The 1,402-nt window shown below is 63.6% G+C and carries 1 protein-coding gene; it reads left to right on the top strand.

The genetic code is table 11. From position 1 onward, the window contains the following. The first annotated feature begins 673 nt into the window (after positions 1-673). Positions 674-1,381, top strand: coding sequence for a helix-turn-helix transcriptional regulator (locus tag ACFRAU_RS26050; protein WP_378002018.1), 708 nt, complete (start codon positions 674-676; stop codon positions 1,379-1,381). Positions 1,382-1,402 lie beyond the last annotated feature (21 nt).

The raw sequence follows: 1,402 nt of genomic DNA, 5'->3' as shown, positions 1-1,402 counted from the left end.
ACGCTGCACGGCGACGACCAAGCCGAGATCAAAGAGCAGTGGCACCGCCTCGCAGATGGCGGGACCGTATTGACCGGCCTGGGCCCAAGCGCCTTCGCCCCCTCTACGGCATGCTCACCGACCGATTCGGCACCACCTGGATCATCGGAGCCGACTGACCGACCGCCCGTCAACGCCCTCTGAAGGACCGTTTAGCCGTCCCGCCAGGTCTCAGCCGATCGCACGGGACGACAGCGGTGGCGGCCGGCAGGAAGAGGACAGGCAACCCCGGGATGGGTCGCCCTCGGCGCAGACGGCAATGCAGTAGAACGCTCAAACCTCGTCACCGCCTCGGCCAGAACCACCAAACCGAGCTGCAAAAACCACCACCTCGAACTGACAGTCACAACGTGCGCAGCCTCCGGGGTCAGGTTGGGGTCTACTCGGTGCAACACCCTCGGTAACGCCCTGACGCAGGCATAGGGCGCCCGGATTCTGTTGGTCCAAGCAACACGCGATAAGGTTCCTTCGATGTATCAGCAGTTCATTTCGTTCACGGGGGAGAGGTTTCCTACCCTCATTCAAGAGGGGCAGGGGTCGCAATCTTCAGCCCGCGCGGATGGATGCTGCTTCGGGTTGCACGATCGGGGTGTCATGCCCAGCGGTTCAAGCTGTTTGAAACTAGGGTCGAGGTGTGAACCGCACTGACCGTTTGTACGCGCTCGTTGAGGAGCTGCGGGCCGTGGCACCGCGCCCGAAAAGTGCGCGGTGGTTGGCGGAGAAATTCGAGGTCAGCTCGCGCACCATTGAGCGGGACCTCTCAGCGCTGCAGGGCAGTGGGGTACCCATTTGGGCGGAACCCGGGCGGACGGGAGGTTATTGCCTCGATCCGGCGCACACGCTGGCGCCACTGGGATTGACGGTCGACGAGGCACTCGCGGTGATGATCTCCCTGGGGATGCTGGCCACCAGCCCGTTCCGCGAAGCGGCGACTTCAGCGCTCCGCAAGGTCGTCGCCGTCACCGACGACCACAGTCTTAAAGAAACGGTGAATCTCGCGACCCGCGTCTATCTGTTCGACGAGGACCGGGCGAATGTGGCGCCGAAAGAGCTCGCCGAGGCACTGCGAACGGGGCATGTTCTGCAGATCGCCTACGTTGACCGCCGCGGTATCGCGACATCGCGGAAGGTCGAGCCCATGGGATACGTCGGTAAGGGCAACAACTGGTACTTGATCGCCTGGTGCCGCCTGCGGGACGGCGTTCGTGCGTTCCGAGGCGACCGTATCACCGAAGCGAAGCCCACAGGCGAGCGACCGTCACTGCGCCCGCTGAGCGCAACTGATCTCAGCATCGTCGACGGAGAGCTCCGGATGGTCGGAGCGGGTGAGAAATCGTCCTAAACACCGACAGGACGTTGTCGC

This window comes from Arthrobacter sp. NPDC056691 (genome assembly GCF_042791415.1).
GTDB lineage: Bacteria > Actinomycetota > Actinomycetes > Actinomycetales > Micrococcaceae > Arthrobacter.
This window is presented reverse-complemented; position numbering and strand designations above follow the sequence as displayed.